1 protein-coding gene is annotated in these 600 nt (G+C 61.0%); it reads left to right on the forward strand.

The annotated features are described in order from the left end of the window. Positions 1–41 precede the first annotated feature (41 nt). Positions 42–600 (forward strand): pentapeptide repeat-containing protein (locus NW856_RS13285; protein WP_414400642.1); only part of this gene is annotated, 559 nt, incomplete at its 3' end.

Genomic DNA, 600 nt, shown 5'->3' on the forward strand with positions numbered 1-600 from the left:
GAGCTTATTATTGACTAGAGTCATGCTCTCCCCTCTCTTCTATGGATGCCAAGGATCTGCTTCGGCTTTACCGGGCAGGACGGATCAACTTTGCCGGCGAGAACCTGGCCGCCCTTGACCTGAGCCGGGCCGATTTGATCGGGGTGGATCTCTCCCAAGCAAACCTGCACAGCGCCAACTTGATCTTCGCCTTCTTGGGGCGGGCCAAGCTGCAGAAGGCCAACCTCGTCGGGGCTAACCTCGGGGGGGCCAACCTCAGCCAGGCGGACTTGAGCGAGGCGGATCTCAGGGATGCCCAGTTGCACGGCACCACCCTACAAGGGGCAGATTTGCATGGGGCCAACCTAACGCTGGCTCTGTTGATCGATGCCAACCTGCTGGATGCGGATCTGCGTTGGGCCAACCTCACCAGTGCCAACTTGGGGGGAGCTTGCTTGCGGGGGGCTAATCTCCGTTTCGATAGCCGCCGGGGAGCGGTATTGCGCAACGCCAATCTTAGCCGCGCCGATCTCAGCGGAGCCAACCTGTCGGGAGCGGATTTGACGCGGGCCGACCTGAGCGGGGCCAACCTGAAAGAGGCCAGTCTGATCAAAGCCAACT

It is taken from the genome of Synechococcus sp. R3-13 (assembly GCF_047462195.1).
Classification (GTDB): Bacteria; Cyanobacteriota; Cyanobacteriia; order Thermostichales; family Thermostichaceae; genus Thermostichus.